Source organism: Parabacteroides distasonis ATCC 8503, from assembly GCF_000012845.1.
GTDB lineage: Bacteria > Bacteroidota > Bacteroidia > Bacteroidales > Tannerellaceae > Parabacteroides > Parabacteroides distasonis.
Window position 1 is genome coordinate 699335 of record NC_009615.1, and the last position, 25038, is coordinate 724372.

Annotated in this window: 16 protein-coding genes; 11 read left to right on the forward strand and 5 right to left on the reverse strand. The window is 46.2% G+C overall.

What is annotated here, in order from left to right; translation table 11 throughout:
• Positions 1–127: 127 nt before the first annotated feature.
• The 11 genes from BDI_RS02975 (at position 128) to BDI_RS03025 (ending at position 18015) form a co-directional block, all read left to right on the forward strand.
• Entirely contained in the window at positions 128–3304 is a 3177-nt protein-coding gene (locus BDI_RS02975) for a SusC/RagA family TonB-linked outer membrane protein (protein ID WP_009275008.1), read from the forward strand.
• Between the two features lie 29 nt (positions 3305–3333).
• Positions 3334–4995, forward strand: coding sequence for a SusD/RagB family nutrient-binding outer membrane lipoprotein (locus BDI_RS02980; RefSeq protein ID WP_009275009.1), 1662 nt, complete (start codon positions 3334–3336; stop codon positions 4993–4995).
• A 58-nt stretch (positions 4996–5053) separates the two neighbouring features.
• Positions 5054–5884, forward strand: a complete 831-nt coding sequence (locus BDI_RS02985; protein ID WP_009275010.1) for a metallophosphoesterase — start codon at positions 5054–5056, stop codon at positions 5882–5884.
• A gap of 417 nt (positions 5885–6301) precedes the next feature.
• Positions 6302–9607: a SusC/RagA family TonB-linked outer membrane protein gene (locus tag BDI_RS02990; RefSeq protein WP_011966085.1), complete on the forward strand. Its 3306-nt coding sequence runs from the start codon at positions 6302–6304 to the stop codon at positions 9605–9607.
• Positions 9608–9611: 4 nt separating this feature from the next.
• A complete protein-coding gene (locus BDI_RS02995; protein WP_009275012.1) occupies positions 9612–11207 on the forward strand; it encodes a SusD/RagB family nutrient-binding outer membrane lipoprotein in 1596 nt (531 codons plus the stop codon).
• Between the two features lie 89 nt (positions 11208–11296).
• Positions 11297–11698 (forward strand): nickel-responsive transcriptional regulator NikR, encoded by a 402-nt coding sequence (gene nikR, locus BDI_RS03000; protein WP_005857797.1) that lies wholly within the window; start codon positions 11297–11299, stop codon positions 11696–11698.
• A gap of 92 nt (positions 11699–11790) precedes the next feature.
• Positions 11791–13662 carry a TonB-dependent receptor plug domain-containing protein gene (locus BDI_RS03005; RefSeq protein WP_011966086.1) on the forward strand — a complete coding sequence of 624 codons (1872 nt, stop codon included), beginning with the start codon at positions 11791–11793 and terminating at the stop codon, positions 13660–13662.
• A gap of 131 nt (positions 13663–13793) precedes the next feature.
• Complete coding sequence (locus BDI_RS03010; protein WP_009275015.1) at positions 13794–14189, forward strand: response regulator; 396 nt, start codon at positions 13794–13796, stop codon at positions 14187–14189.
• 123 nt (positions 14190–14312) lie between these two features.
• Entirely contained in the window at positions 14313–16427 is a 2115-nt protein-coding gene (locus BDI_RS03015) for a KamA family radical SAM protein (RefSeq protein ID WP_011966087.1), read from the forward strand.
• A 71-nt stretch (positions 16428–16498) separates the two neighbouring features.
• Positions 16499–17041, forward strand: a complete 543-nt coding sequence (locus BDI_RS03020; protein ID WP_005863072.1) for a ferredoxin domain-containing protein — start codon at positions 16499–16501, stop codon at positions 17039–17041.
• Positions 17042–17118: 77 nt separating this feature from the next.
• Positions 17119–18015: a hypothetical protein gene (locus BDI_RS03025; RefSeq protein WP_011966088.1), complete on the forward strand. Its 897-nt coding sequence runs from the start codon at positions 17119–17121 to the stop codon at positions 18013–18015.
• Between the two features lie 151 nt (positions 18016–18166).
• Here the strand turns inward: BDI_RS03025 and BDI_RS03030 are convergent, their stop codons facing one another.
• The 5 genes from BDI_RS03030 to BDI_RS03050 all read right to left on the reverse strand — a co-directional run bounded on the left by BDI_RS03030 (position 18167) and on the right by BDI_RS03050 (position 25003).
• On the reverse strand, positions 18167–19462 hold the full coding sequence (locus BDI_RS03030) for a Na+/H+ antiporter NhaC family protein (protein ID WP_011966089.1): 1296 nt from the start codon (positions 19460–19462) through the stop codon (positions 18167–18169).
• A gap of 56 nt (positions 19463–19518) precedes the next feature.
• A complete protein-coding gene (locus BDI_RS03035; RefSeq protein WP_005857781.1) occupies positions 19519–22107 on the reverse strand; it encodes a DUF5686 and carboxypeptidase-like regulatory domain-containing protein in 2589 nt (862 codons plus the stop codon).
• A 172-nt stretch (positions 22108–22279) separates the two neighbouring features.
• A complete protein-coding gene (locus tag BDI_RS03040; RefSeq protein WP_011966090.1) occupies positions 22280–23089 on the reverse strand; it encodes a DUF6261 family protein in 810 nt (269 codons plus the stop codon).
• A gap of 342 nt (positions 23090–23431) precedes the next feature.
• A complete protein-coding gene (locus BDI_RS03045) occupies positions 23432–23857 on the reverse strand; it encodes a hypothetical protein (protein WP_011966091.1) in 426 nt (141 codons plus the stop codon).
• 15 nt (positions 23858–23872) lie between these two features.
• Positions 23873–25003: a C10 family peptidase gene (locus tag BDI_RS03050; RefSeq protein ID WP_011966092.1), complete on the reverse strand. Its 1131-nt coding sequence runs from the start codon at positions 25001–25003 to the stop codon at positions 23873–23875.
• Positions 25004–25038 lie beyond the last annotated feature (35 nt).

The following is a 25038-nucleotide window of genomic DNA, read 5'->3' on the forward strand; positions in this document are numbered from 1 at the left end:
AAGAAAGAATAAACAAGGATTAAAAACATACGGAAGAATATTGGCGTATTCTCCCGTACGAAAAGTCAAGAAGAGCTGTTGGCGCAGCTACAAATAACTTTATTATAAATAGTAACACTACAAAAATATGAATAAAATTGTAACCTTAAATGCTTTAAGGGGGAATAGTTATTCTCTTTTTCGAAAAATTCCGTTAATGATCAACATGGGGGTATGCGCATTCTGTTTGGTACCGGCCATGGTTTTCGCAGAGAACACGCATGAAGTCACAGTCTTAAACGCTCAACAACAGACACGAAAAGCAGTCGGTGTCGTTACGGACAAAACGGGCGAGGCTATTATCGGTGCTAACGTAATTGTCAAAGGAACTACCAACGGTACCATCACGGATATGGATGGCCGTTTCGAGTTGGATGTTCCTAACAATGCGACTTTACAAGTTTCCTATATCGGCTTTAATACGCAAGAGATCGTCTTTACCGGACAACCTTCTATCGAGGTTCAATTGGTCGATGATACGCAAGCCTTGGATGAAGTCGTGGTAACCGCTTTGGGTATCAAGCGTGAGAAAAAGGCTTTGGGATATTCTATGTCTGAATTGAAAGGTGAGTCCCTGACGCAAACCCGTGATGCTAACGTGGCCAACGCTTTGGCTGGTAAGGTAGCTGGTTTGCAGATCAAGCAAAATGGTACCGGTGTCGGTGGTTCCTCTCGTATCGTGATTCGTGGTAATAACTCTATTACTGGTAATAACCAGCCGTTGATTGTTGTGGACGGTGTACCTATCGATAACTTTAGCGGTGGTACGGATGACTATTGGGGTAACGGTAACGTGGATAAAGGTTCCGGTATCTCTGATATCTCCCCAGATGATATCGAGAGTATGTCCGTATTGAAAGGCCCGGCAGCCGCGGCGTTGTATGGTAGCCGTGCAGGTAACGGTGTCGTGATGATCACGACTAAGAAAGGTAGCCAGAATAAAGGTTGGGGCGTAAGTATCAATTCGAATTTCACGGCTGAGAACCCGATGCAAACTCCGAAGTTCCAAGATGTATACGGACAAGGTATCGACGGCGCTTTCGATAATAATAAAGCGACGAGTTGGGGTGCCGTTATGGATGGTTCTCCTAAGGATATGGCGATGGGATCTCATCCCTATGCGGCTAGAGATAATAATCTGTACAAGGACTTTTTGCGCACTGGTACCACTTGGACGAATAGCGTGGATTTGAGTAAGAGCTCCGAGGATATCACTTTCCGTGCCGGTGTGACACGCTTGGATAATAAGGGGGTTGTCCCGAATAGCGGAATGGATCGTACGTCTATTAATTTGCGTTCTACGGCTAAGCTGTCTAAATGGTTATCGGCTGACGTGAAGGTCAATTATGTAAGCCAGCATACGAACAACCGTGTGAAATTAGCGGGCGACCCGGATAATATCTTCCTTAACTATTTAAGTATGCCTCGAAGTGTGGGCTTCTCTGACTATGACGCCTATAAAGATAATGATTGGAAACGTGCGGACGGAAAGCCCGCTGGTTATCTGATCGACACAGGAGCCAACGCCAATAACCCGTATTGGTCCGCTTACCGCAATACGAACAAGGATAAGAAAGACCGTTTTATCGGATTCGCGGCCTTGGATTTCACGTTTACGGATTGGTTGAGCTTGAAGCTTCGCTCTGGTATGGATAATTACACCATCCAGTATGAGACGATTCGTGCGACAGGTAACCCGTATTGGGAGAACAACGGTAGCATGACTGCCAATATGGAGAAATTCACCGAGATCAACTCCGATTTCTTATTGACTGCTAAAGGCAACTGGGATCGATTCGGTATCGTAGGTACGGTAGGTGGTAATATGATGTACCGTAATTCTACATGGTACAAGGAATCATCCGGTGAGTTTGTGATTCCCGATTTCCATGCGATCGCCAACGGTAAGACACATGGTGGTGAGTATACTCGCAACCGTAAACAAATCAACTCGCTATATGCTACGGCATCATTGTCTTGGGACGACTATTTGTATTTGGACTTAACCGCTCGTAATGACTGGTCTTCAACACTTCCGAAAGACAATGACTCTTATTTCTACCCATCGGTAGGTGTTAGCTGGATTTTCACCCAAATGTTGAATAAGATGGGGCATAACACGGGTATTCTTTCTTTCGGTAAGATCCGTGCGTCTTGGGCTCAGGTAGGTAATGATACGGACGCTTATATGCTGCGTGACTATTATAATATCAGTTATGATATTAAAGGGGGTATTTTTAATGCCAGCAACGAGGATTGGATGGCAAATCCAAATTTAAAGAATGAGACGATCAACTCTTGGGAGTTAGGCCTTGAGTTGAAGGCGTTTGAGAATAGGGTTGGTGTCGACGTAGCTTACTATAAAAAGAATGCGAAGGATCAGATCATAAAAATTGATGTTCCCTCCGCAACTGGATTTAAAAAGAAAATGATTAACGCCGGTAATATTGAGAATAAGGGTGTCGAGATTGCAGTGAATGCTACCCCAGTGATTACGGAAAACGGGTTCCAATGGGATACTCAATTGAATTGGTCAAAAAATAATAATAAGGTCGTTTCATTGACGGAGGATACGAAAGAGCAGATTCTAAGTGATAAGTCGGTTACTTTCTTGAAGATTGTGGCTCATGAAGGAGGTGCTTACGGTGATATCTATGGCTATGCTTATCAACGTGATGACAAAGGTAATGTTATCATCGGTGAGGATGGTGTGCCTTTGCGTACGAGTGACATGGAACTATTGGGTAATAACCAACCGAAATGGATGATGGGTTGGAGTAATACCTTGTCTTATAGGAATTTCGTGTTGAGCTTCATGTTCGATATGCGTTATGGCGGTGATGTGTATATGGGATCTATCCGTGCGGGTGCTTCATCTGGTAACTTAGAGATGACGTTGGATGGTCGTGACGGTATGGTAGTTCCGGGTGTATTGGTGGACGGTTCCCCGAATACAAAGAGTATAACTTCTCAGGCTTATTGGAATGGTGTTTCAAATAATACAGAAGCTTATATGTATGACGCTACAAATATTCGTTTACGTGAATTGAATCTAGGCTATAATTTCCCGAGAACCATGTTGGCTAAGACTCCATTTACCGCCGCACGTTTGAGTTTCGTGGCTCGTAACTTATTCATGATCTATAGTAAGACAAAGGGCTTTGACCCGGAAGCTGCTTATACATCCGGTAACGCCCAAGGTATTGAGTACGGTTCTATGCCGACAATGAGAAGCTTAGGTTTTAATATTAATCTGGCTTTTTAAAGAAACATAAATCTAAAAATAGAATTATTATGAAGAGTATAAAGATATTAACAGCTTGTTCGTTAATGATGCTAAGTGCAACTAGTTGCGACTTGACGGGTATAAATGAGAATCCGGATAAACCAACAGACGACGTGAACTATAATATGAACGAACCCCGTCTAGCCTCTACATTGCGTGGTGGCTTGATCATCGAAGGTAACGTGGAACAACGTTTGAAACCATTACAGATTGATTTTTATTCCCAGATGACTGTCGATGGTGGTGGATGGGGTACCAAGAACTATATTCAAGACGATGAATGGAATAATCTCGTTTGGGAAGAATATTTGAAACAGATCGCCTCTATTAATATAGTGATCCGTAGTCTGACGGAAAAGGATAAGGATGCTTATGCGAATACGATTGCTTTCGCCCGGATATGGCGTGTATATGTGCATACGCTGGCTGCCGATAAATTTGGCCCGATGCCTTTCCCTGCTTATGAGATTGTAGAGGCGAATCCTCCTTATAAATCGTTGAAGGATATCTATGACGAGTACTTCAGGGAACTTGATGCTGCCATAAATGGCTTTAACGATAGTGCGCAACCTATTTTTTCTGATGCGGGTATCGACTTGATTTATAAGAATGATGTATCGAAGTGGAAACGTTTTGCCAATTCCTTGCGTCTGCGTTTGGCTGTTCGTTTGACAGAAGTGGATCAGGAGAAATGTATAGCTGAGGCAAATGCCGCTATTTCATCACCAGCAGGGTTGATCTCGGATAAGGCTGATAACGCTTATATGCCACCGAAGGCTGATGGCTCTTGGGGACAGGATTACAATTATACGATGTTCCAGATTACATGGAGTGGTCCGATTTGTATGTCAAAATCGGTTGAGAAACTGGTGACTAATATCGGTGGTGTCGCTTGGCCTCAAGGTGTAGTGAACCAGACGTCCGGTGTTGCGGTTTCTAGCGTACATCCGGAAAAGGTAGATCCTCGTGCCCCGAAGATTTTCCAGCCGGGTATTGAGAATGGAGATTGGAAAGGTTTGGTATATGGACCTAAGGCAGAGGAAGCCAATACCGGAATTTATCAATCGAAACAATGTGCTGAGCTTGGCTTTATTATTAAGGATGGCTATCCCTATAAATCTCGTCCGTATGATTTGTTCCTTTCTGAAGAGGTTCATTTTTTGAAGGCTGAATTATATGCTCGTGGTTTTATCGCTGGTGATGCTAAATCGGAATATGAGGCAGGTGTTCGTGCGTCTTTCGCTACTTGGGGGGTTACTTCTGAGGTGGACGACTACCTGACTTCTACAGAGAAAAATGAGGCTGGTACAAGTGCTAGATATGATGATCAACAAGGTGCGGGAAATACAGCTTTGGAAAAGATCATTACTCAGAAATATATCGCTGGGATACCTGATTTGGCGCAAGAAGGTTGGAATGATAAACGTCGTTTAAATTTACCCCGTTTGGATGTTGCTGTCTATCGAGATCAAGCTGTTTACAATAATAATGATAAGGATATCTTGAAGTCAGCTAATTTTATTAAACGAATGAGGTATCCAACAAAGGAAAGTTTGATTAATGCCACTGAGTACGAGAAAGGCAAATCCATGTTAGGTGGTAAAGGCGATATTGTATCTACTCCGTTGTGGTGGGATAAGAATTCCAACTATTGCACATCTTCAAAATAAAGGAATAGGCGAATTCTGTATTACTTCAGTATGAAGATATTAATTAAAATATTATATTATGAGTAGATTATTGGTGTATCTAGTTACTGTGATTTTTTGTGTTACAAAAACTTTTGCTCAGTCTGAACCTTTTTATTTTATTCAATTATCAGATCCTCAGTTTGGAATGTTAGAAAAGAATAAAAGTTTCTCTCAAGAGACAAAAATCATGGAAAAGGTTGTTGCTGTTATTAATAATTTGAATCCGGCATTTGTGGTTATAACGGGTGATATGGTAAATGATGGTGAAGATCAAAATCAAATTAACGAATTTAAACGAATTTGTACTTTGATAAAAAAAAACATCCCTGTTTATGTGTTACCAGGTAATCATGATTTAAATCAACAGAGTACAGATGAGTCTATTTCTTGTTATATGGATGAATATGGATATGATTGTTTTTGCTTTCATTTAAATAATAGTTGTTTTATTGGATTAAATACTCCTATTATTTTTGCAAATAGAGAAGAAAAAGAAAAAAAACAACTGGTCTGGTTGGAGAAAAATCTAGAGAACTCTCAGAAATGTAATCATCGTATCCTTTTTGGACATTATCCTTTCTTTGTGAAAGAGCCTAATGAGACAAATAGATATGAGAATATTCCCATAAAAAAACGGAAAATATACTTAGATCTTATGGATAAATATCGAGTAAGTAATATGTTTGCTGGACATTTACATTATAATGCGATGAGTTCTTATGGAAATTTCAATATTACAATAACAAATTCTATTTGTACTCCTTTGGGGGAAGATCGAATTGGTATTCGAATTGTTAAGGTATATCCGGATAAGATAGTTCATGACTATTATGATTTAGATCAAATACCTTCTAATATCACTTTGTAATGAATTGGTTATAAAAAGAGGATGCCTCATGCATCCTCTTTTTAATCTGAAGCTTTAATCTTTATACTTATATATAAAGAGTTTTTTTAAGTGTAATACTAGATGATTTTATTGCTTTAATCAATTACTTCCGCTGAGTGCAGCATATATGTAGCAGGACACTGCCTATAACGTTGACTGGGGGCTTTGTTTGTACCACAACTTGTTTTCATCGCTTCATGAATCAGTTATACGATATGTTTTGATGAGTATATGTTTACATAGTTTTGTGCGTAAATATTTGAAATCCTTGTGGTTTGATGGATGTGGTATTGAAAATTTAGCGGAATTTATTTGCCATAATGAAAATTTCTGTAACTTTGTTCACTATGAGCATGACGATAAGAGTATTTTTTATCATTTAATCTTTGTTGAATTATGAGATTGTGTATTAGTGTATTCTCTCTATTGTTATTATGTTTATTCCCACTAGATGCCCAACAGGAATATGCAGAATCTTATATTCATATTTCAGCTTCTGTTAGCTTGGCGGAAGCCTTAGATGAGATCGAGAGCCAAACCAATTATTCTTTTATTTATGATGCTCGAGTGATCAATTTATCCGAGAAGTTGCGTAGCCCTTTATCTGGACGTACGGTTTTTGAGATTTTAAATTTATTGTTTAAGGATAGGACGATTGTCTATACAGTTATGAATGACCAGATTATTTTGAGTAAAAAAGAGACAATAATTCAGATACAACAAAAATTGGATGGTAAGATAAAAGGTATCGTGACTGATCACGAAGGAGAGCCTATTGCCTGCGTGAATGTGGTGGAGAAGGGAACAAAGAACGGTACGATTACGGATGTGGATGGTCGTTTTGTCTTGGAGCTTCCTAAGGAGACTACTTTAGTTTTTTCTTATATTGGTTATCGTTCACGAGAAATTGAGTATGAGGGGCAATTATTTTTGAATGTTCAGCTGGAAGATGATACTCGGATTCTAGACGAGGTGGTTGTTACGGCTCTTGGTATCGAAAAAAAGGGATCTTCTTTACCTTATGTCACTCAATTGATCTCTGGAGAGGAATTAGTAAGGACCAAGGATTTTAATTTTATGAGTACGCTTTCGGGAAAGATGGCAGGTCTTCAGATAAATCGGACTTCCGCTGGTCTGGCTAGCTCTTCTCGAGTGATTATTCGAGGAAGTCGTTCTGTATCCGGAAATAATCAACCTTTGTATGTAATGGATGGTGTCCCTATCTTGTGTGTTAGCAGTGAGCAAACCTCGACGGCGATTGGAGGTGCAGCTGATGCCGGTAATCGAGATGCGGGAGATAATATCTCTAATTTAAATCCCGATGATATAGAGAGTTTGAGTGTCTTGAAAGGGGCTTCGGCCTCTGCGTTGTATGGGGGACAAGCGGCGAACGGTGTGATCTTGATCAAAACGAAAAAAGGTAAGGCCGGGGTACGGAATATTCATTTCTCCTCGTCGCTGACTGTCGATCAAGCGATCAGTCTCCCCAAGTTTCAGAATGAGTTTGGACGGCTGGAAGGGGCGGAAACTTGTTGGGGAGACCGGGCTTCTCTTCCGGTCTATGACCCTGTCGGCGATTTTTTCCGGACGGGTATTACCGCTATTAACTCATTGATATTTACGGCAGGGAATAGCCATGTGCAAAATTATTTCTCGTATGCCAATACGACCGCACGGGGCATTGTTCCTAAGAATAATTTAAGCAAGCATAATTTTAATCTCCGTGAAAGTTCTTCTTTCTTTGATGATCGTTTGATCTTGGAGGGGCAGGCAAACTTGATACTCCAAACAATCAAAGGGAAACCTACGGTCGGGGGATTTTATATGAACCCGTTACAAGGTTTATACACGTTTCCTAGAGGGATGGATATGGCGCCTTATAAGGAGAACTTTGAGGTATATAACGAGAAACGGAATATGAACGTCCAGAACTGGTATACTACGATTACTGATTTTGAGCAAAATCCTTATTGGTTGGTCAACCGTACGGAAAACGAGGATAAACGTGCCCGTGTGTTGGCGTTGGCTTCCGCTAGTTTCAAGGTGACAGATTGGCTTACGTTACAGGGCCGTGGAAATATCGATTATGTGAATGATAAGTATCAGCAGGAAATATACGCTTCTACCTCTCCGGGTATCGCCGGTGAGAACGGGCGTTACATTTATTACACCTGCCAGACTACGTTGCTCTATGGGGATTTGATGGCCAAATTGAATAAAAGCTGGGATGATTTCTCCTTGAACGCCGCTATCGGTACGAGCATAACGGACACACGCACCAGTGCGTTGAGGCTGGATTCGAAAACGGCTTCCTTGTATTATCCGAATGTCTTTACGATTGCTAATATTAACATGTCGTCCAGTGCCTACATCGAGGAGTTGGATGACGCACGCCGGCAAATGCAATCCTTTTTTGCTATGGCGCAGTTGGGATATAAGGAAAGCCTTTACTTAGATGTGACCGCACGTAATGACTGGTCATCTACCCTTGCGTTTACGGAACGTAAATCAAGAGGTTTTTTCTATCCTTCAGTCGGTCTTTCTTGGATTATCCCTAAATCCTTCTCGATGCCTTCCTTGATATCTTTTGGGAAAGTACGGGCTTCTTGGAGTAAGGTGGGTAATGATATACCTTTATTCGTTAGCAATACGGTAGGCCATATCGCAGCGGGCGGGATTCCCCAGCCGAATGATACGGCTCCGTTCGGTACCTTGAAGCCGGAGATGAGCAGCTCTTTTGAGATAGGTACTGAATGGAAATTCTTTGATTATCGTATGGACGTGGATCTTACGTTTTATAAGACCAACACGAAAGAGCAACTCTTTTCTTTGCCTTCTTCCGCTGGAGCCGCTTACAAGTATTATTTTGTGAATGCGGGAAATATACAGAATATGGGAGTAGAATTGACGCTAGGTGCGGTTCCCATATTAACGAACCAGTTTAAATGGAATACGACACTCAACTTTTCTCGGAATAAAAATGAGGTAAAAAAACTGCACGATGATTTGGCTAGCTTTATTCAAGGAAACGAAGGGTTCTCTTCTAGCTATGCGATGCGTTTGGTGGAAGGTGGTTCGTTTGGCGATATCTATGGGAAAGCTTTTGAGCGGGATAAATATGGTGCGATCGTGTATGGCCGGGACGGTTTGCCCCAAGAGATCGGTAGCGGGAATACGGTTAAGGTGGGGAATTGCAATCCGGCGTTCCTATTGGGTTGGGGGAATAGTTTCACGTATAAGGATTTCTCATACTATTTCCTGATAGACGGGCATTTTGGGGGAGAGGTATTGGCCCAGACGCAGGCTGTGCTTGACCAAATAGGAGTGAGTAAGGTTTCTGGAGAGGCCCGTACGATGGGGTATGTGGATTTGGAAGGGCATCATATTTATAACATAAAAGGATTTTATGAGCAGGTGGGAGGACGAAACGGCGTGACCGAATATTATATGTACAATGCTACCAATATCCGTTTGCGAGAGTTATCTTTGGGATATACGCTACCGAAGAGATTGTTGGGAAGAAAACAATTTGTTAAAAAGGCGGAACTGTCTTTTGTCGCCCGGAATCTATTCTTTATTTATAAAAAGGCTCCATTTGATCCGGATGCCATACTTTCGGTGAGTAATAGTAATCAAGGGATCGATATATTCGGGATACCGACTACGAGAAGTGTTGGCTTTAATGTGAAACTTTCATTCTAAGTGTATGAAGACAAGATTTCTGAATGAAATGGCAAGTCTGTTGGTCGTATTACTCCTTTTTTCTTGTACGGGTAAATTCGAGGAGTATAATACCGATAGTACGGGGTTTACTGACGAGCAGAAAACGTATGATTATAATACGTTCGGTGTCTGGTTAAAAGTAGTCCAGATGGGGATTTATTTTAATTATGATTGGGGGAATGGTAAGAACTGGCATTTCCAAACGATGCAAAATCTGAATGCGGATATGTTTTCCGGTTATATGCATGATTTTAAACCCTTCAACGCCGGATTGGGAAATACGGTCTATAATTTGCAGGATGGCTGGAATGGCACGATGTGGGATAATACGTATGGATATATCATGACGGAGATAAAGCAGACGGAAGATCATTCCCGTGATAAATATCCGGCTTTCTATGCGATCGCTAAAATACTGAAAGTAGAGGTCATGCATCGGATCTCGGATTATTATGGCCCGATCGTGTATACGAAGTTCGGGGAGTCGGATGCCGGGGTAATGCCGGATTCCCAGAAAGACGCTTATTATGCTTTTTTCCGGGATTTGGGGGAGGCTATTCACTTGCTGTCTGAATATGATGGAGAGGAAACCTTTTCTCGTTTCGATATGATTATGCCGGAGAATTACAGGACGTTTGGGGAATGGATGCGTTTCGCCAACTCATTACGTTTGCGCTTGGCGGTTCGTATCGCTATGGCCGACCCTGATAAGGCAAGGGATGAGGCGCATAAGTCGCTGACACATCCAGCCGGTTTGCTGGAGGAGGCTTATGAGGTCGTCGCGGTTTCTACCGCCGGAACCGGCTACTCGAATCCGCTAGGGGAGATCAATAAGGCGTGGGGAGAGGTTTTTATGAACGCTAATATGGAATCGATCCTTAAAGGATATAAAGACCCTCGGTTATCCTGTTATTTTGAGCCTGCTACCGGACAGGGATATTCCGGGGAGTACCGGGGAATCCGGCAAGGGACAGGATTTAATCATTCCCGCTATAGTGAGCATTCGAGAAGCACGATTACCCAGAAAACGGACGCTATATTAATGACGCCCGCGGAAGTTTGGTTCTTACGTGCGGAGGCAGCCTTGAGAGGCTGGTCCGGGGAGGATGCCGGGACTTGCTATGAGCAAGGCGTACGATCATCGTTCAATCAATGGAGGGTAGGAGAGGCCAATACTTATTTGCGGAGTGATCTTGTAGCCGCCGATTTCGTGGATACGTTTACTCCCGAATATTCGGCGAAGGCGCTTTGCTTGGTGTCTCCGGCATGGGATGAAGAAGCCTCTAGGGAGACCAAGCTGGAGAAGATCATTACCCAAAAATGGATCGCTTGTTACCCCGAGGGCTGTGAGGCTTGGGCGGAGCAGAGGCGTACCGGTTATCCCCGTTTGTTCCCGGTTTTGGTGAATAAAAGCAATGGAAAGATCGATACGCGAACGATGATTCGTCGTTTGAATTTCCCGGTTAGCATTATTTCCGGTAACCCGGCTCAATATTCCGCCTTGTGTGAGTATCTGGGAGGTCCGGATACCGGAGGTACTCGCTTATGGTGGGATACTGGAGTGAATTTTCGTGATTAGCGACTAATTTTTCCTCTTCCTGCCGATAGAATACCGAGATTCTTGAAAAAACACTACCTTTGGTACCGAAAATTATAAAAAAAGGTTTTATGTCTTTAAAACGTTTCGGTGTCTCTTTGGAAGACAATCTGTTGGAATCATTGGATCAATATGTGAATGAGAATGGCTTCGCCAATCGTTCGCAGGCGATTCGTTTTCTGATAGAGAAGAATGTAGCCGAACGTAAATGGCAATGCAACCATATCGTAGCCGGGACGATCGTGATTATGTATGACCAAGTCAAGAAAGAGATCTCTTTGAAGATCACGGGTATCCAACAAAATTATAAGGATGTGATCTTGTCGTCTTCCCAGTATTATATCAATCAGAATTTTTGCTTGCATATAGTGACGGTGATGGGAACGGCCCACCGCTTGACGGAATTGTCGGATAAGTTGACGACAATCAAAGGCATTAAGCATGGTAAGTTGGTGATGAGCCGGGCGGATTAATGCTTTTTTTTGAAGGTTTGGTAACACGTTTTTTGGCAGACGTGCCACTAAGGGATGTTTAAAATGATAAATAGTATAGATATAAGTAGTATATGAGAAAAGAACTTTTACTAGTTTCCGGACTATTGGTAAGCTCCATGGCATTCGCGATAGATCCGGTAGAGATTGACAGTCTGATCAATTTGAAAGGGGTGGTAGTTTCCGCCAACAAGATCCATGTGAACCGGAACAGTGTGCCGTTATCTATCTCGGTCATCGAACGGGAGGAGATTGAGGCTAGCAGTGAATCGGCGTTGCTTCCCGTATTGTCGGAGCGAGTACCCGGGCTGTTTGTCACGGAAAAAGGGATCACAGGTTTCGGCGTTTCCGAGGGAGCGGCCGGGACGGTTAATATCCGGGGGGTCGGACAGGGTAATAAGGTCTTGATGTTGTTCGATGGACAGCCTCAATGGGCCGGTCTATTCGGCCATTCGCTTCCGGATACCTATGTGGCTTCGGACGTGGAAAAGGTGGAGGTGATCCGTGGTCCGGGTTCCTTGTTATACGGCTCGAACGCTATGGGAGGTGTCGTGAATATCATCACCCGCCAGCATAATCAGCCGGGACGGCGTACGCAAGCCCGTATCATGTACGGCTCGTATAACACCCAGAAGTATATGATTAATAATGGGTACAATATCGGTAACTTTAGTAGTTATATCTCCTTGAATCATGACCGCACAGATGGACATCGTCCGGATTCGAAGTTTCATATCACGAATGGTTTCGCTAAGTTAGGATATAAGATTGATGATCATTATAAGGTGACGGGAGACGTAAGCTTAGCTAAGTTCAAGAACCAGAACCCGGGAGAGATAACAAATCCGCTTATCGATAATATCATGAATATCCTGCGAGGTACTACCTCCTTCGCTTTAGAGAATAATTACGGGAAGACAAGTGGTGCCCTTCGTGCTTTCTACAACTGGGGCCATCATAAGATTGATGATGGGTATAATCCGGGCGGGACGCCTAATCCTTATCTGTTTTATTCGGACGATCATAATGCGGGTTTCTTGCTTTATCAGTCTTTCCGCTTGGTGAAAGGGAATAGTTTTACGGTCGGCATCGATTATAAGAACTGGGGTGGTCACGCATGGCAGGATAGTATCAATGGTAACCAGAATGAGTTGGTGAATAAGACCGTGAACGAGGTAGCCGGATACGTTATCATGCAGCAGGATCTATTTGACAAGGTAAGCTTGAACGCCGGGGTTCGTTATGAGCATAACAGTATCTTCGGCGGCGAGTGGATTCCGCAGGCCGGCTTCACGGTACGTCCGTTCGAGGGGAACGTGATAAAGGCTTCTTTGTCGAAAGGCTTCCGGAGTCCGAATATACGAGAGATGTACATGTTCCCGCCTCAGAACCCAGATTTGAAACCGGAGCGCATGATGAACTACGAGGTATCCATCGGGCAGACATTTTTGGACGGCAACTTGTTTACGGAGTTGACTGCCTTTTTTATCGACGGGCAGGATATGATCGAGACGACACGTATAGACGGACGGCCTAAGAATGTCAATACGGGTACTTTTACGAATAAAGGTATCGAGTTCGATTCCCGTTACCAGATTCTCAAGAATTTGAGCCTCGATATGAACTATAGCTATTTGCATACGAGCAAGGCCCTGCTGGCGGCTCCGGCGCATAAGTTTTTCGCTGGCGTGATGTATGCCCCGGGACGTTTCACTTTCAACGTGAACGTACAATCCATTTTCGACCTTTATATCAATACGGCGGACAAGGTGAAAGAGGATTACACGGTTTTGAACGCGAAGGCAGCCTACCGTTTCGGTACACGTGATAAAGGCTTGAATCTATTTGTCAAAGGAGAGAATTTAACGGCTACCCGTTATTCTATCAACGAAGGATTCCCGATGCCGAAGGCGATATTTATGGGAGGTATAGACGTAACTTTCTAGCATGGGTGGAAAAAGAACTTCCCCGAATACTCATATCTCCTTGAATTTTATGTCTACTTTCTAATATTTGTTTTATCTTTGCTTCATCAGAGTTTATTTGATTTTGATTAAAAGAATAAAACGTTATATATATGGATGTGAAAAATGATTTGGGTGGAGGAAAGCCCACGTTGCTAATCGCGGAGGATGAGGAAAGTAATTATTTACTTCTGAAGACCATTTTACATAAATATTGTAATTTGATCCGTGCTAAAACTGGTTTGGAAGCTTTGGCTCTCTTTAAGGAAAACGAGGTGGACTTGATCTTGATGGATATAAAGATGCCTGAGATGACGGGTATCGAGTCCTTGAAGGAAATCCGTAAGCTATCGAAAGATATCCCCGTAATCATGCAGTCGGCTTATGTATTCGACTCTGATATGGAAGCCGCTAAAGAAGCCGGGGCTTCCGGTTTTATCACGAAGCCGATCAATCTAAAGGTATTGAAAAATACGATATCGCAGTATTGTCCGTCAATCGTATGGTAAGGATTTATTAAGATGTTTTAGATTTGTATAAACGGCATTTTGCCGTATTTTTTGTTATTTTTGTAGAAAATCGTCAAGAGGACGCTTTACAAATGTATTCTAATCTACAAAAATGACATGCTTATGATAAAAAAAGAACATCTTGTATCCGACATTTCTAAACTGAAAAAAGTATATAACCAGAGCTTCCCTTGGTTGGTGACCTTAGCGGAAGAAAGTGAGAACGCAAAGTATTTTAAGGATGCTTTGCGTTCTCTTATTTTATCCTGGCTCACGGAAAAGGAAAGTACCCAAGAAAACGTAGGAATGGCGGTGGCGAGGCGTATCCTTCTTTTGATTGAGCATGATGATACTTTCGTGGACGAGCTGTCTACGGGCGAGCGTCTTCCGGTGCGGACGGTCACTTATCTTTGGCAGTTCCTGACCGGCCATTTGGAAAATGAGGTCTCTCCTGATTTATTTATCGACCTATACCATCAGTTTGATTTATTGGAACATCCGGTTGAGATCCTGCCGGACCGGGCATTGGTGAAAAGGCAGATGAGCCGCTGGCCGACCGGGCTTGACCCGGAGGTGATCGCTATCCGTGAGAGGAACAAGGAGCGTATCATCGCTTGCTTGATCAAGAAGATAGAAAGACGCCATAGCCCTTCGTCACGTTTCCAGTTCGCCGAGGGCATCTCCTATGAGGAGAAAGAGGCTCGGGTACGTGAATGGTGGAATACCGCTCGTTTCCATTTGTCGATGGCGATCAAGAGTCCTACGGAATTGAACTTCTTTTTGGGATATTCCCTGTCGGACGAGACGATGAGCTTATTGGCCCGTGCCAAAAAGAAGGGGATGCCCTTTTTTGTGACTCCTTATTATCTTTCCCTATTAAATATAGAACATGAGGGGTATGACGACGCTACGGTGCGATCGTACATCATGTACTCGAACGAGCTGGTAGATACGTATGGAAGCATTAAGGCGTGGGAAAAGGAAGACATGGTCGTTGCCGATGAGCCGAACGCGGCGGGTTGGCTATTGCCGGAGGGACATAATATACACCGGAGGTATCCGGAGGTGGCGATCTTGATCCCCGATTCGATGGGGCGTGCCTGCGGTGGATTGTGCGCTTCTTGCCAGCGCATGTATGATTTCCAGAGCGAGCGGTTGAATTTCGATTTCGAGGCCCTGAAGCCTAAGGAGAGTTGGGACCGGAAGTTACGTCGTCTGATGCGTTATTTCGAGGAAGACGCCCAACTGAGGGATATCTTGATAACGGGCGGGGATGCCTTGATGAGCCAGAACGCTACCTTGCGTAAAATATTGGAGGCGGTATATAAGATGGCGGTGCGGAAACGGAAGGCGAACGAGAGCCGTCCGGAGGGCGAGAAGTACGCCGAGTTACAACGGGTACGGCTAGGTTCCCGGTTGCTGGCTTATCTTCCGCTGCGTGTGACCGACGAGTTGGTCGGTATATTGAGGGAGTTCAAGGAGAAGGCTTCCGCTATCGGCGTGAGCCAGTTCTATATACAAACGCATTTCCAGTCTCCACTGGAGGTGACACCGGAGGCGAGGCACGCTATCGAGGCGATCTTGGCGGCGGGCTGGACGATCACGAATCAGTTGGTTTATACGGTCTCGGCTTCCCGTAGGGGGCATACGGCGAAATTACGGCAGACCTTAAACGCCCTTGGGGTGGTTTGCTATTATACGTTCTCCGTGAAGGGATTCCGGGAGAATTATGCGGTTTATACCCCGAATAGCCGCTCGTTGCAAGAGGCTCGTGAGGAGAAGATCTTCGGGCAGGTGCCGGAGGAGAAACAGGCGGAGTTGTATGATATGATCCGTAACCAGCGTCCTTTAGGCAAGTGCTTGGTTCGTTTCCTGAAGGAGAACGGGTTGCTGTTCGCCGGGACGGATCGTAACGTGTTGAACTTGCCCGCTATTGGTAAGAGCATGACTTTCCATACCATTGGACTGACTTCCGAGGGAAAGCGGATTCTTAAGTTCGATCACGACGGGAGCCGTCGGCATAGCCCGATTATCGATCAAATGGGTGAGGTCTATATCGTGGAGAATAAATCCGTGGCCGCTTACCTTAGGCAATTGAAGGAGATAGGCGAGGATGTCAATGAGTACCGTACGATCTGGAATTATTGCGAGGGAGAGACCGAGCCTCGTTTCAGTATTTATGAATACCCGGCTTATCCCTTTAAGGCCACGGACCGAATGACTAATCTTGAATTATGAATTCTATCCTCATATGTTTGCCTTGGTTTCGTATATTTTGCTTAATTTTGTTTCACTGAATTTAGAAGGATATGATACAGAACGAAAGAGAAATCAGGCATGAGCTTGTGTTACAGGCCGCACGCCGTATGATGACAGCCGCTCGCACGGCTCCTAAAGGCAAGGGTATTGATATCATAGAGATAGCGATGGTGACGGATGGGGATATCTTGCGCTTGTCCGATGAGATGATCCGGATAGCGGCCGAGACCGGATTCAAGTTCCTGCTCCGTGACGCCGAGAATATAAAGAGTGCCGACGCCGTGGTGATTATCGGTACCTCCCAGAAAGTACAAGGCTTGAACTGCGCCCATTGCGGTTTCGATACCTGCGTGGAGAAGCCGGACTTGGTTCCGTGCGCTATTAATTCCGTCGATCTGGGTATCGCTATCGGCTCGGCTTGCGCTACGGCGGCGGACCTGCGTGTGGATACTCGTGTCATGTTCAGCGCCGGCTTGGCGGCCCAACGACTGGGGCTGTTGGGAGACTGTAAATGCGTGATGGCGATACCGGTCAGCGCCTCGTCGAAGAACCCGTTTTTTGATCGTAAACCGAAAGAAGAACCGAAAAACTAGAAACAAATGAGTGACTCTATTTAAAATTTGCGAATAAGCTGGAGATACGTTATTCCTTTAATAATAAATCCAATTATATGGATGCCATGACCAAGCACCGGTGTGAGAAGGAGATTCTTACGCTGATACGTTCCTTGGCGGATATGCTGGACGTGAAGCTGACGGTTTACAACGAGCCTTACGATAAGGAGGGTGGTTTCCGTGAGAAGCTGGGCGTGGCTGGGGAGAGTAGCCGCTCTATCTCTATCGTGTTGAACTTGGTGATGCAGATATTGACCCGTCCTTCCTTGTCGGTGGGTGGACAGCCGCTGATGGATCGTACGCCGGCGGACGAGGAGGAGATGCAGCGTGAGCTGTTCAAGTTACGCCGTGAACTACGGCTGAAGACTCCGGGGGCTACGCCTTCACACCGCTTGATCGACCTGTTGAACGCCTCGCCCCGTTTCTGTAAGTGTAAGTCTAATTTCTACGAGGCTTTGAAAGGGTATCCGAAGGTGACGAAAATCTCGGTACGTGAGTTGAACGAGAAGGATCGCAACCGTTCCGGTTCGCTGGAGGTGAAACGGGACCAGTTCGATTATTTTATCTTGCGTAGCGACGATCTGCCTACGGTCAAGGATAATAAGGCCACGATAGAGATCATCTCGCCGGTACTGAAAGATAGTAAGTATCGGTGGAAAGGTATCTACAACAAGGGAGGCGAGACGATCGATTTCTATATGCAAGATGAGGATTTCAAGAAACAGATGTTCGAGGACAAGATCTCGTTCACGAGCGGTATGTGCATCGATTGCGTCTTGGAGATCGCCCGCCGTCTGTCGGAGCTAGGAGAGGTGGTCAACGTGAGCTATACCGTGACTACGGTGATACGTACCCGTTTCGATAAGATGGAGATCGTCACCCCTCAAGGCAAGCGGCATCTTCGTAAACTGGAAGCCGCAAAGAAACAGCTTACGCTGGATTTGTTCGGCTAATCCGACAGCGGTATTCCCATCGCTCCCAAACACTACCGTGTTCCCACCTGAACACAGTAGTATTCATCAGCGAACACAATAGTATTCAATCCCGGACACAATAGTCTTTTTGCTTTGAATACTATTGTGTTTTTTCGTAAGGACGGGCAGCCTATACGTATGTATATTTCCTCGGGTAATTGAATAAGATCGCCAATAAGGCGCCTGCTCCCAATAGATACGGGTAGTAAAGATATTGCATGATCTCGATAGGGGAGACATGCCCGAGTCCGGCGGCCATCAACATCTGGGCGCCGTAGGGGATGATTCCCTGTACGAAGCAAGAGAAGATATCCAATAGGCTGGCGCTGCGGCGGGGATCTATCTTGAACCGGTCCGCTATATCTTTGGCGATCGGGCCGGCCATGATGAGGGCGATCGTATTGTTGGCCGTGCAGAGGTTGGCGAAGCTCACCAAGGCCGCTATGCTCATCTCGGCCCCCTTGGAGGAATGGATGCGGGAGGTAAGCTTGCGGATGATCCAGTCGATACCCCCGTTATAACGGATCATCTCCAACATGCCTCCTGCCAGAAGCGTCACGATAATCAGCTCGCCCATATTCGTGATACCTAGTCCCATGGAGGCGTTCCAGCCCCAGATATCAAAGCTACCGGTCCACAGACCTACGATACCGGACAGGACGATCCCGATAAATAGCACCAGCATGACATTGATCCCGCAAACGGCGGTTACCAATACCACCAGATAAGGGATCACCTTGACCCATTCGATCGGGGCGGGGGCGTAAGCGTTCTCCACGCCGCTTCCCACCAGCACGTATATCAATCCGGTCAGGATCGCTATCGGGAGGGCGATACGGATATTCACCTTGAACTTATCGGACATCTGGCAACCCTGCGTGCGGGTAGCTACGATAGTCGTATCGGATATGAACGACAGGTTATCGCCGAACATGGCGCCGCTCACCACGACACCCAGCATAAGGGCGTCCGGCATCCCCGTCTTGTCCGCTATACCGACGGCTACCGGGGCCAAGGCCACGATCGTGCCCACCGACGTACCTACCGAGATGGATATGAAGCAAGCGGCTAGGAAGATTCCGGCCGCCAACAGGTTACCGGGCAGGATGGACATCGCCAGATTCACGGTAGCGTCTACGGCACCCATCGCCTTGGCGGTCTGCGCGAAGGCCCCGGCGAGGATGAAGATCAATACCATCAGCATGATATTACTGTTGGCCGCCCCCCGGCAGAACTGCTCGATACGGTTGCTTAATTTGCCTCCCTTGGAGATCGCTATCGCTACGATCGAGGAGATGACGAAGGCTACCGTTATCGGCATCTTATAGAAATCTCCCGCCACGATAGATACCACCAAATAAGTCAATAAGAATACCACCAGCGGCGTCAATGCCCATGCGTTCGGTCTACGTCCCAACTCCCCCATTTTTTCTTATCTCTCTTAAATTAACTGTCAACTGTCAATTCTCTACGTCCCTTCTCTTAGAAGGAGAACCGCAGCGCTATACGCACGCCCCCCTTCTTGATATTCGGTTGGTCCAGATACGTCAACCGGCGGTAATAATCGATCCGTAATATCTTGAAGATGTTCTCCAGACCTACGCTGGCCTCCAGGTAAGGCGTACGGCCCATCGGCGAGGTTCCCTCGGGGAAACGGTATAGTCCCGTCGGGTCCAAGGCAGGGTTGTTCTTATCGGTCAGTCCTCCGTAGAAACCGCTGAACGATATCACCTCACGCAAACGTAGCCACTTCACGCCGGGAATACGGTTTAAGATCCATCCCTTCATATAATACGTGAAGTAGAACGAAACATACTGGTCGCTTACGAACTCCAGCGCACGCATCATGTTGAAGGCTTGCGGCTGGATCGTGATGGACTGGTTGGTATTCGGCATGATGAGCAAGGGGAAAGGAACCTTGTCCCATACCTTGCCCGCCGTCACCAAGGCGTCGATATGTCCGAAGGAAGAGAGCCAGATCCGTTTCTCGGCGCTGATCTCCGTATGGTTGTAGTTGAAGTCGCCCCCCAACACGTTCTTCAATCCCATTTGATGGGATAGCTTGAATACGGGAGCGTCTTTCGAGAGGTTGAAAAGCGAGTTCTTACCCTCTCGTCCGTTATAGGCACGCTCGCCCGGGGCAAAACGAAGCTGGGCCCCTAGCTCCGTGTTGGTGAAACTCTTTAGGTTCGTCAATGTCCCGTCGGCGTTGTAACGGTCGTAGCGGAGCGTTCCGGCCGCCTCGTTGTTCTCGTTCCGCGCCCAAGTGGTAAGGGTCAGGCCATTCAGCCATTCCTTCTGGTACTGGAGCATGGTCTTGCGGATGTATTGCATCATGGTGACGGGCTCGCCCACCTTCCATGCCACGAACATATTATCCTTGCTGGTGAAGAGGAAGTCCTGACCGGGCGTATATACGTCGTACTCTTGGATCGCGGAGATGTTGTTCACCGGGCTTTCTCCCTCGTGATATTTCTTCTTGTTCACGCTATACGTCAGCTTGGCGTTATACTTTAGCTTACGGTCGTTTACGCCATAGGCCAGATAACCGCTACCGAACCAGTGCGGGTTGAGGTTTGCCGTCGTCATACCTCCCACACGCATGCGGAAGCCCTCCAGATGGTTGGCGCTGAACGTGGTATTCATCGGTCCGAAATCGAACTTGCTCTTATCCTTGTCCGCCGTGGTCGGGATATAACCGGTGATCAATATCTCGGCGGTCTTGATGATCACGTTGAAAGCCGGTACCTTGCGAAGTTGCGCCAGCAAGTCGTCCAAGGCGCTCTCTTTCTCTTTCAAGGGGACATGGCGGTTGTGTATCCAGAAGGTGTCGGTCTGGGCGGTGGCTTCGGGCAACTCATGGATCGGGCCGAGAAGACCGAAGATCGAGTCGGCGTTCTGCACGTCGAACTGATACTTATCGAAATTCCTTAGCTGGTGGGCATAGAGCTGTTGCGCCCCTTTTACGATATAGAAATTAACGTAGGTATTCTCGTTGGCGAGCACCCAAGTGCTATCCGGCATCCGCTTGAACTCTTGCTCGATCCGAAGCTTGTCCACCCAGTTGAGGTTGATGTTCGCCGGGGTGTTCAAGAGGAATTTCTTGACGGCGTAATTACCGTCCAGCGTGATGTACAAGCGGCCCGTGAAGCCGTAGCTCTGGCTGTTTACGGGCACGAAGGCGAGATCCACACATTTATCTCCGGCTACGTCCACCGTATCCATGATATAATATTTGTAATAGGAGACGGCCAGCGTGGAAGATAACGGGCTCACGAAACGGTTCAACAAGATATTGATATTGTTGTCGAAGATATTGACGCCCTTGAATATCTCCTCAAGGTTGGCGGTGATGGCGCCTCCATCGTCCAATGTCTTGTCGATACCCTGCTGGCGCTTGGCCTTGGTGATCGTCTTCTCCGCCTTGGGATGTTTGCGGTAGTATTGGTCGGAGATCGTCTCACGGACGGAGATCGTCAGGATCGGTTTCCCGTTGAACTCCGAGGTATCCAGATAGTTCTTGATGAACTTGAATTTCTTCAGGAACTTATTCTTCTCGAGATTGGGGTTGAAGTCGTCCAGCGACATGCTGAGCTTCTCGTACACCTCGCTTTGGTACTCGTCCTTCGCCTCGATGCGGTTGTCGTTCTTATGCTCTATGACTTTCTTGATCAGTTCCACGGCGGGGTTGTCCTTGCGGGAGTATCTCTCCTTGGTAGGCCTCACCTCTACCTCCGCGATCTGGAAGGAGGTGGGGCTTAATAATATATCCAGATTGTCGTTCTTTTGCCCGGCCTTTAGGTTTACGACCTTATTGTCATATCCAAGCGAGGATACGACCAGCCGGGTAAGCCCTTTGTCATTCTGGAGGCTGAAAGCCCCGTCATCGTCGGTCATCGCCCCGATCGTCGAGTTCTCGAACATGACGGATACGTAGGATAGGGGTTCCCCGCTTACGGAGTCTCTCACGATTCCGGACGCGGAAGTTATGCTCTGGGCGTATAGGACGGAAATGCCGGTCACGAATTGTAACAGGACTAGCAAAGTGATATAGCGAATAGATCTTATCATGTAAATGTCTCGTTATTCCTTCACGGATAATACAGTTGGCAAAGGTATGTTTTTTTCGTGGGAGGGAGGGGGGAGAGGCTATTAATAATCATTAATCAATGGGGCATCCCCTCCTTGGAGGGAGGGGAGCCCCATCATTCTTAAATCTAAAAAACATGAGGGCCTCACGGCTTTATATCTCTGACGGCGATTCGCTATCCGCTTGCTTCTTGGCGGCGGCGGCCCTCGCTTGTGCGATGCGTTGGTTGTAGAGGGCGTTGGTCTCGTCGATGAGGGTGTTGAGGCGGTTGATGAAGGTGGCGGTCGTAGCCGTTGGCTTCACCACGCTCTGGGCGAAGGCGTAGGTGGTCATCTCGTCGTATTCCTCGTCCATGCGGAGGCGGATCTTCTTGGCGCTCTCGATGGGGTTGTCGGCTTGCGCGTTGGTGCGCTGCTCGGTCAAGGCTGCGTATTGCTGGTTCTTCTCCTTCAGCGAGGCCACTACCTCGGTGAGGGTGAGCGCCGCCAGCGCCTCGGGCATGCCGTCCTTGTCGAGGTCTACCAGCAAGCCCTCGATGGCGGCCGTCTCCTGCAAGTTGGCGAGGCGCGCGGCTCCGATGTAGGGCTTCACGGGAAGGTATAGCTTCTCGGCCGCCGTGCGTTGCGCCGCCAGCGGGCTTTTCGTCATTTGGGTAATGGTGGAAGTAATGAAGATCAAGAGATCATCCCTCTCCTTGTCGAGGGTGGACATCTGCGCGGTCTCCTCGCTGGCCGAGGATTGGTTCACGGCGTCGGTCAATAGGGCGAAATCGGCGGCGAAGGCTGTACGAACTTCTTGGGGGATGCCCAGCGGGTCGTTCGGATCGAAGCTGATCTCGTCGGGCGATTCCGAGTCGCTTCCGCCACCCGCGAGCAGGTTCCCGTAGCGGGCCATGAAGGTTCGGTACTCGGCGTTGTTCAATTTCGTGATGTTAATGTCTTTTACTTTTGTAATCTTTTCCATTTTCTTGTTGATTTAGATCCATGATCAGGTTTAATACTGGCTAAAGGTAAGACAAATCGGTGGATATAGCTCTGGAAACTACCGTATTTTTCGCGGATTCGACCTCGCGGCAGGTGAAAAGTTGAATCTTGGGAAAATACGGGGCTTACATCGGGCGCGAAACGGAATCTTGGGGAAATGCGAGACCTCGCGGCGGGTGCGCGGTCGAATCTTGGAAAAATACGGGGGGTACATCGGGTGTGCGGTCGAATCTTGGGGAAATGCGGCATTCCGCGGCAAGTGCGAGGTCGAATCTTTAGAAAATGCGAGGCCCAACCGTGATGGCCGGGCCTCGGCGGATCGTTATTTCCGTTTGAACTCTCGGAGGTCTCCGTTATCATGGAAGCAAATCCTGTTCAGAGGGGAGATCCATGCCTCCACGGAGGGGCTGCCGGAGTCGGGTGTCAATCGCAGGGTAGGGTGCTCGTACTCGTAGCGTCCGTGCGTGAGGATGATAGTATCCCGCATGATTTGCGATTCGTCATCATGCACACTGCCTTTAGTCGTCATCGTGAAGCCGTCGTCCTCGAAACGCAGCGTTTGCTCTTTGGGGTTCCGGATGGGAGAGAATCCCTCGTTGGAGACATAAGTCACGGGATACATTTCTACTTTGAGCCATTCCGAGCCTGCCAACTCCTGTTTGTCGCCATATTTCCATGTGTTGTCATCCTTGGTGCAGGCTATGAGGATGAAGGAGAAGATTGAAGCGAGTATGATTGTTTTTCTCATGAGTATCTTATATGTTTATAGTTTATGTATATTGCAAATCATCTTTAGATTTTTGTTAAATAAATATCCTCCGGCATTGAAAGACATTGGGTATTCTATTAAGAAGAATCCGTTCGAATCGCCTCCCCAACCCCAATTCATTTTTAAGTAATCATAGCAATTTCCGTCATCATATATATGTTTTTTCCATCCATCGCAAACCCATGTGTGGCCTGCATTTGATGCCGTATATCCGAAAAGAATCGCCGGTCTTCCATTTTGAAGGTTCATTTTACATTCTTCAACGGAAAGTGTTACGATACCATCTGCTTTAAGCCCATAAGAAATTAGACAGGATGGTATATTGCTTGGAGATGCTCCACTTTCGAGACATTCATACTCTGTGCTGATTTTACTTCCTATGTTTGCTATAAGTGTGCTCACTTGATCTATGACAGTTGCGCTAGAAGAAGATGTTACCGTAGAGCTAGCTAAGATAGCATTCCAATTAAGGTTTGTTGGGACTCTGTGATAAGCGAGGATCTGGGCGATAGCAATGGCATTACATCCAGCAAGCGCATGGTCATAACACTTTATTGGACATTTTTCATTATAGGGATATCCTTGACTCCAAAGTGTAGGTAGGTCTTTATAGCAAGCTTCCACACTCATCTTTGTTTGAATGGCCTTTTCTTGTGTCTCTGCGTAATATTGATTCAGATCTTGCTGAATGAGCATCGGGATATCTCTATAATACAATCGCAAAGGTTCGATGAACGATGTGTCCGATAAAAGACCGGAAGGTACTGAAATGAGCACTTTCTCTACTCTTTTATCTCCGACTACCACGGAGTAGCCCTCTTGTCCATCCGTCTCGGTAGTGAACTCATAAACGGGTATCGTATCTCTGACTGTAACGGGCAAGGTCTCTGTGTTATCAATATACAGAGTCTTTAATTTATGCTCTTTGATCGTGAAAGACGTGTTAGACTTCGTGAAAGCATCGGCCACGAACTCTTGCAATAAACTTTTGGCTTCATCGATATCCAACGTGGTGGTTTCTATCGATCCCTGTTCGTCTACATCTGAAAATTCTATATCTTCGCTCGTGCAGGAGGATATCAAACATGTTGATAACAGTAATTGTGCTAAAAATTTAGTTTTCATATAAAATTAGATTTAGAGATTCATTTCTCAAGAAA